Here is a 7,205-nt window from a genome sequence, read left to right on the forward strand (position 1 = left end):
GGCGGCGGCGTGGGCGTGATGCGCTGGAGTTCGGCGGCGGCGCGCGTCATCAGCGAGTCGGCACGGCCCACGGTCTTTTCCTGCACCGTTTCCGCCTTCTCCATGATGGCTTCCTGGTACTGCGGCAAGGCGGCCGCGAGCTGCACGACCTGCGTGGTGATCAGCGCTCCCACGCCCGCCAGTGCGAGCACGGTGGCGAGCACCGCGATCAGGATCGCGACGAACTGCGGGATGTGCATGCGGCGCAGCGCATTCACGAGCGGCGCGAGCAGGAAGCTCAGCAGCACCGAGAGCGTGATCGGCACGAGCATCGCGCGCCCGAAGTAAAGGCCGCACACCACCACCACGCCCGTGACGAGCGCGGCGAGCGTGTGCAGCGTGGGCGTGCTCGACGCAAAGACGCGGTTGCGGTGGCCCGGCGGCTGTCCCGACGGTCCCGACGGCCCCAATGGTCCATTCGGCGGCTCGGAATAAGGCCTCTCAGGCGGGCTCTGGAAATTCATGGCGAAGCGTTGGCCGGTCAGGCGGTCGGGTGAGACGCGCAACGGGCGCGCCTGAGTTCAGGGTAGTGCGTGCAGCGCGAGTCAGGCGGCGCGCAGGCGAGAAATAAGCGTGAAATCACGGCAAACGGGCGAGAAGCGTAACCCAGGCGCGCTCTGGATAAAAGGGTTCGGGAGCGCACCGGCACCTAAGCACGCGCTCAGGGCTTGGCCGCCTCCAGTTCCTGGTTACGCGAGGTGAGGAACTGGATCAGCCCGTCCACGCCCGATTGCTGGATCTGCTCGTTGAACTGCGCACGATAGGTCTGGATCAGCCACGCGCCCAGCACGTTCAGGTCGTAGAGCCGCCAGCCTTGGGGCGTCTTGTACAAACGGTAGTCGATCTCCACGGGATTGTTGCTCGTCTGTGCGAGCGCGCGCACGACCACGTCGGTGTCGCCCGGCGCGTTGCGCATGGGCGGATATTCGATCTGCTGATCGGGCTTGAGCTGCGCGAGCGCGCCCGAGTAAAGATGGATCAGCAGCAACTGAAACTGCTGGGCGACCTGCTGCTGCTGTGCGGGCGTGGCGGTGCGCCAGTGCCGGCCCATCGCGAGCTGCGTGGTGCGGTGGAAGTCGACATAGGGAAGGATGTCCCGGTCGACGATGTCGCGAATGCGCGCCATGTCGTCCGGCGCGATCGACTTCGTGCGCACTTCGTCCAGCACCTGCTGCGTGGCCGTCTTGATGAGCGCCTGCGGGTCCGACTGGTCGACGCCCTGCGCGAACGCGCTCGCGCCAAATACGAGCGACGCCATGATCCACGCGAGCCCCGCGCTCAGGAAAAAGAGCTTCTTCATGCGTTTTTCGTCCGTGTCGATCGGTGGAATGCGGGGTCGCCGCGAGGTCACCGTACTAGGTCGCCGTACCGGGCCGCCAGGTTGGGCAGCCCCGCGCAAAGGGTTGGTCTGCCAGCGTAACCGAACGCGGCGCGCCGCGCCGCCACGGCGACGACGGGTTACAAATACAGCGGCTTTGTTACACCGAATTGGCCAAATTCGGGCGGCCAGCAGAACAAGAACAGGCCCCTGACGATCAAGCCCCAAATGACAATTATCAGCGGCAATACGTCGCGCGATATATCACGTTGCGATACAATCGCGATCTCAAAAAATCGCGGGCGCCCCGGCGGGACGCCATTTTGTCCCTTTCGCTTCGCCCCTTTTACCGCTATTTCGACCGTGTCACGCTTCAGAATTCTTCGCTGGCTCACGCGCTTCGCCCCATCCCCCGTTACCCTGCGCTGGCGCGAGCGCCTGCGTTCGAGCGGAGGCGCGCTGGTGGGCATTGCCGTCACCGGCGCCATTTCGCACTACCTGCTCGGCAACGCCTCCACCATCCCGTACCTGATCGCGCCGATGGGCGCTTCAGCCGTGCTGCTGTTCGGCGTGCCTGCGAGTCCGCTCGCGCAGCCCTGGTCGATCATTGGGGGCAATCTGGTTTCGGCCACCGTGGGCGTGACCTGCGCGATGTTCATTCATGATCCCGTGGAGGCGGCCGCGGTCGCCATCGCCGGGGCGATCTGCGCGATGTTCACCCTGCGCTGCGTGCACCCGCCTTCAGGCGCGGTGGCCCTCACCGCCGTGCTCGGCGGCCCCGCCGTGCACGCGCTCGGCTATGAGTTCGTGTTCGAGCCGGTCGCGCTGCAATCGTTCACGCTGCTCATCTCCGCACTCGTCTATCACAAGGCTACCGGCCACCGCTATCCGCACGCGGTGCGTCCGGCCAAGACCGCCCAGCCCGCCACCGCGCCGGGCGGCTTCTCGCGCGCCGACCTCGAAGCCGTGCTGCGCGATCGCGACGAACTGCTCGACATCGACACCGACGATCTCGAATCGCTGCTGCGCGAAACGGAAATTCGCGCCTATGCGCGCAGCTTCGGCGAGCTCAATTGCGCCGATGTCATGACGCGCGACGTGGTCAGCATTACGCCGGCGACAACCGTGGGCGAAGCGCGCACGCTGCTCAAGCGGCACGACATCAAGGCGCTGCCGGTCGTGGACGAAAAACGCCACGTGAAGGGCATCGTCACGCGCGCCGACCTCGCCGAAGAGGGCCTCGGCCGCCATCCGCTGCGCGCGCTGCTGCAAACGCTGCGCAGCGGCGTCGCCGCGCATCCCGCCGATGGCGTGCGCGTGAGCACGATCATGAGCACGCACGTTCGCTCTATTTCTGGCGAAACGCCCATCGTGCAGTTGCTCGGCATCTTCGCGGGACGCGGCCACCACCACGTGCCCGTGGTGGACGGCGAGCGGCGTCTCGTGGGCATCGTCACCCAGGCCGACCTGATTTCGGGTCTGTACCGGCAGGCCCAGCCGCTGCAAAGCCAGAGCGCCTGAACCTCATGCATTCCTGAATATGGTGCGGTTGCGCGTGGCGCAACCGCACCGGGCGGCCTCGCCAAAACATATCACGTTGTGATATATTCGCATTTCGAATCGTATCAATTTGAATTCCCAATGAAGAACAATGCGCGCGGCCTGACGAAAACCGATTTCGAGCAGTTGTCCGAGTTCCGCTATCAGATGCGCCGCTTCGAGCGCTTCTCGGAACAGGCGGCCCAAGGCGAGGGCATCACGCCGCTGCAATATTTGCTGCTGCTGCACGTGAAGGGCTATCCGGGCCGCACGTGGGCGACCATCGGCGAGATTGCCGAGCGTCTGCAGGCGCAGCACCATGGCGTGGTGGCGCTCGTCTCGCGCTGCGAAGCGCTCGACCTCGTCGAGCGGCGCGTGAGTGAACGCGACCGCCGCCAGGTGGAGGTGCATCTGCTCGATGGTGGCGAAAAGCTGCTCGCGCGCCTCGCCGAACTCCATCGCGCAGAACTGCAATCGCTCGACGGCACCTTCACCATTCCGCAAATCGATCTTTGACAACCATGCATCTCGACGACTCCCACAAGCGCGACTTCTCGACCAACGCGCGCCTGCCCGGCATCAGCGCGCTGGCCGCTGTCATCGGCGCACTGGCCACGCTCGCCGCGTTCGTGCTCCTGAGCCTCATCCACTGGTTCACGAACCTGTTTTTCTATGGCCGCTTTTCGTTCGAGGATCACTCGCCCGCGCTGAACACGCTCGGGGCCTGGGTCATTCTCGTGCCGGCGGTGGGCGGGCTGATCGTCGGGTTGATGGCGCGCTACGGCTCCGACAAGATCCGCGGCCACGGCATTCCGGAAGCCATCGAGGCCATCCTGTTCGGCAAGAGCAAGATGTCGCCGAAAGTGGCTGTGCTCAAGCCGCTCTCCTCGGGCATCGTGATCGGCAGCGGCGGGCCGTTCGGCGCGGAAGGCCCGATCATCATGACGGGCGGCGCGATCGGCTCGCTGCTCGCGCAATGCGTGCGGCTCACCTCAGCCGAGCGCAAGACGCTGCTCGTCGCCGGCGCCGCCGCGGGCATGACGGCCGTGTTCGGCACGCCGGTAGCCGCCGTGCTGCTGGCGGTCGAACTGCTGCTGTTCGAATGGCGCCCGCGCAGCTTCCTGCCGGTCGCGCTCGCTTGCGCCGTGGCGGGCTTCGCGCGCGCCGTGTTCTTCGGCACCGAGCCGCTCTTCGCGATGCAGACCGCCACGCCGCATGCGCTCGCGCTGTTCTCGTGCGTAATTGCGGGGCTGCTCTCGGGTGCGCTCGCCTCGGGGCTTTCGGCGGCGCTCTACAAGGTTGAAGACCTGTTCGCGCATCTGCCGCTGCACTGGTCCTGGTGGCCCGCGATCGGCGGCCTCGTGGTGGGCATCGGCGGCTTCATCGAACCGCGCGCGCTGGGCGTGGGCTACGACGTGATCGGCGACCTGCTCCATCAGCACATCATCTTGCAGGTGGCCATCGCCATCCTCGTGGTGAAGGCCGTGATCTGGGTCGTGGCGCTCGGCTCGGGCACCTCGGGCGGCGTGCTCGCCCCGCTGCTCATGCTGGGCGCGGGCCTCGGCTGCGTGCTGAGCCACGTGCTGCCCGGCAGCGACCCGGCGCTCTGGCCGCTCGTGTGCATGGCCGCCACGCTGGGCGCCACGCTCGGCGCGCCGCTCACGGCCATCGTGTTCGCCTTCGGCCTCACCCACGACACCAACGCGCTCCTGCCACTGCTTACAGCCACGCTGGTCGCGCACGGCTTCGCCACGGTCGTCATGAAGCGCTCGATCATGACCGAGAAGATCGCGCGGCGCGGCTATCACATCTATCGCGAGTACGGCGTCGATCCGCTCGAACGCCATCACGTAGACGAAGTGATGACGCGCAACGTGGAAACCATCGACTCGAGCGTGAGCGTGCGCGACGCGCTGTCGCAATACTTCGGTCCCGACCAGAAGCGCCGCGCCTGGCCCGTGGTGCGTGACGGCGCCGTGCTTGGCATGGTGGACCGCGCGATTCTGGAAACGGTGCGCGCAAGCGGCGCCAACGATGCGCTCGATCAGCCGCTCGGCGCGCTGCTCGCGCTGCGCTCGCCTGACGTAGCGGTGCCTGAGGAAACTTGCCGCCGGATCGCTGCGCGTCTTGCTGTGCATGGGCTCGAGCGGCTGCCTGTGGTGTCCGATCGTGAATCGATGCGGCTCATCGGCATTGTGTCGAGCGCCGACCTTGTGAAGGTCTCGCTTGCGCACTTCGAGGAAGAAACCAAGAAGGAGCGTTTCCGCCGTATTGGCGTTGGTAATACCAAGCGGCGCTTTCCGCCGGTTCGTAAAACGGGCTGATAGATAGCGATCGAGGTAAGGGATTTCGATGCGCGCCGGTTATGCCGGCGCGTTTTTTTTAGCGCGAACTTTCGGGGAAGGACGTTTGCGGACGAGCTGTAGTGGACCAATGATGATCAGTCGCCGCCGATCCCCAGGTGTCCGCTACCAAACAACAGTTCGCGGGTCGCTGCCGGGCTGGCGATCAAGGACCTCCTAAGTAACGAATGCTGAAGCCCCTGTCATCAGGACGAACGCCGCCCCGTTACCAACGACGCTATGCGAGAAGTCGTGCCTCGCGAATGATTTCCTCGCCACACTCGGCTGGCGCAGCCAGCATTCTCTTAACCTTATTGAGCGCTTTCCGTGACGGTAGCCAAATAACGCCATCACCCCGAGAATATTCGGTCGCCAGTTGGTGGCGCTTTAACAATTCGAGGACATCGGAAACACAACGTCGCTCGTCAACATCTAGCCCCCTGAATAGGGCACCCTCCGTGCGACCCGACAAACTTTGAATAAACAGCTTTCGCAGCGTTATCAGCAAGACTTTCTCGCCGATACTCATTTGTGCAGACCGGATTGCTCCGTTTGTCCCGCTGGAATCAAACGCTACAAACTCACATGTGGGAGAAAATCTCTCGCTCGGCAAATCCTTAGAAGAGATTCGACCACTCATCTGTTCAAATAGGCAGTAATCAAAATAGGGCAGCTTATTGGAAGGAGTTTCTGACTCGAGTAGAACGTGATCGAAGAAGCAATGGGAAAACGAAAGTCGACTGAGATCCGACTGCGTTTGATGAAATTCGATGACATCGCCAGCGAAGCTAATTTCAGACACATCAAGCGAAATGTCCATCTCGATGCTACTTTTAAGTAATACCATCGCTACGTCTCCGCGTGCACATGCCAAGTCGGTTCTGCTGTTCAGAAACGCAGTAGCCTGTTGAATGTTGCTTCGGAGGTCTCCTTTCGCTCTCAATCTCCGCGCCACCAGCTCGGCACCAACATGAGATATTGCGCGATCACAGGTATTCATGACATCCACCCACGAGCGGTCCTTCGCTACCTCGTATGGCGATTCAAGGAACATCAAAAGCTCACGGCCGTTGCAAACAGAAGCTAGCTCTTTGTCCACAAAACAGCGACTTTCATCTTCAGCCCTGTAAATTCCCAAACCGGGTAGCCGCTGAATTGCAAGTACGCCTTGTTCGTCTGGCTCATAGCCGCAGACCTCGCTAAACGCGGCGAAGAGATCGCTTCTTGCAATGGGGCCCAATCCATCTTCGGAGATCCGAGCCGAAGTAGCGGCACGTTGCAGGATGCGCCGCAACGTTGGGCCATCGAGATTGGTTTCGATTGCTTCCTCTCGAAGGTAAATCCGCTCAAGGAGGTAGTCCCAACCATCGACGGCGTCAGGAATGCTTGCTGGATTTGAAAAATCTGCAAGCAAGCCCCGCGATGCAAGGTACCCTAGCAGTAACGGACGAGTAGGGAGCCACGCCGGGAAGGCATGATCACTTGATAGATTTGGAAACGATGAGAGAAATTTCTTTACCTGGTCGTCGTTAAACTCATCAACGCTCAACACCTGCGCTTTTTCCAAGCCCAAAGCTCGGCACAACTCTGATTCATCCTCGAAATAATGACTGCGGCCGCTGACAACTACGCCACTGCCATTACTATCACGCACAAGTTTCCGAATACCTTCCAAAGAACGCGTGCGAAGGTCCTTAAGCTTTTTCCAAGAACCCTGTACACCCAGCGACGTAACCTCATCAAATCCGTCAGCTAGTAAAATAACAAATCCGGCCCTCCATGCCCGGATTAGCGAACTGGGAGACTCGAACCCAATGCTTCGAGCGTGTCTTTCGAGTAGCTCAATAGGGTCGCTTTGACCTGCCCCCGGTATTAGTACGAAGCGCCGTTGGAGTCCGAGGGTAATAATTCCTTCGCTTCGTGCGCCTTTGCGAACTGCACCGGCGCCAGGTAGCCGAGCGAGCTGT

6 protein-coding genes are annotated in these 7,205 nt (G+C 62.4%); 3 read left to right on the forward strand and 3 right to left on the reverse strand.

Going from position 1 to position 7,205, the window contains the following annotated elements; genetic code table 11:
- The coding region (locus tag HV773_RS36070; RefSeq protein ID WP_246282654.1) for an AI-2E family transporter at positions 1–545 on the reverse strand (545 nt) is incomplete at its 3' end.
- Between the two features lie 155 nt (positions 546–700).
- Entirely contained in the window at positions 701–1,339 is a 639-nt protein-coding gene (locus HV773_RS36075; protein ID WP_175198500.1) for an MlaC/ttg2D family ABC transporter substrate-binding protein, read from the reverse strand.
- A gap of 381 nt (positions 1,340–1,720) precedes the next feature.
- Between HV773_RS36075 and HV773_RS36080 the strand changes: the two genes are divergently transcribed.
- From HV773_RS36080 to HV773_RS36090, 3 genes are all read left to right on the forward strand, one after another.
- The gene (locus tag HV773_RS36080; RefSeq protein ID WP_175198501.1) at positions 1,721–2,878 is read left to right on the forward strand and encodes an HPP family protein; all 1,158 of its coding nucleotides are present in this window, start codon (positions 1,721–1,723) and stop codon (positions 2,876–2,878) included.
- A 120-nt stretch (positions 2,879–2,998) separates the two neighbouring features.
- Positions 2,999–3,412 (forward strand): MarR family winged helix-turn-helix transcriptional regulator, encoded by a 414-nt coding sequence (locus HV773_RS36085; RefSeq protein ID WP_175198502.1) that lies wholly within the window; start codon positions 2,999–3,001, stop codon positions 3,410–3,412.
- Positions 3,413–3,417: 5 nt separating this feature from the next.
- Positions 3,418–5,220 (forward strand): chloride channel protein, encoded by a 1,803-nt coding sequence (locus tag HV773_RS36090; RefSeq protein ID WP_175198503.1) that lies wholly within the window; start codon positions 3,418–3,420, stop codon positions 5,218–5,220.
- Between the two features lie 256 nt (positions 5,221–5,476).
- On the opposite strand, the gene HV773_RS36095 is transcribed toward HV773_RS36090, so the two are convergent.
- Complete coding sequence (locus HV773_RS36095; protein WP_175198504.1) at positions 5,477–6,805, reverse strand: hypothetical protein; 1,329 nt, start codon at positions 6,803–6,805, stop codon at positions 5,477–5,479.
- Positions 6,806–7,205: the final 400 nt, after the last annotated feature.

The organism is Paraburkholderia caffeinitolerans, assembly GCF_902859945.1.
Classification (GTDB): Bacteria; Pseudomonadota; Gammaproteobacteria; order Burkholderiales; family Burkholderiaceae; genus Paraburkholderia; species Paraburkholderia caffeinitolerans.

What these genes read in the sequence shown, in the direction of transcription:
- HV773_RS36090 (WP_175198503.1), top strand. Translation starts at nt 3,418, where the DNA reads ATGCATCTCGACGACTCCCACAAGCGCGACTTCTCGACCAACGCGCGC.
- HV773_RS36085 (WP_175198502.1), top strand. Translation starts at nt 2,999, where the DNA reads ATGAAGAACAATGCGCGCGGCCTGACGAAAACCGATTTCGAGCAGTTG.
- HV773_RS36075 (WP_175198500.1), bottom strand. Translation starts at nt 1,339, where the DNA reads ATGAAGAAGCTCTTTTTCCTGAGCGCGGGGCTCGCGTGGATCATGGCG.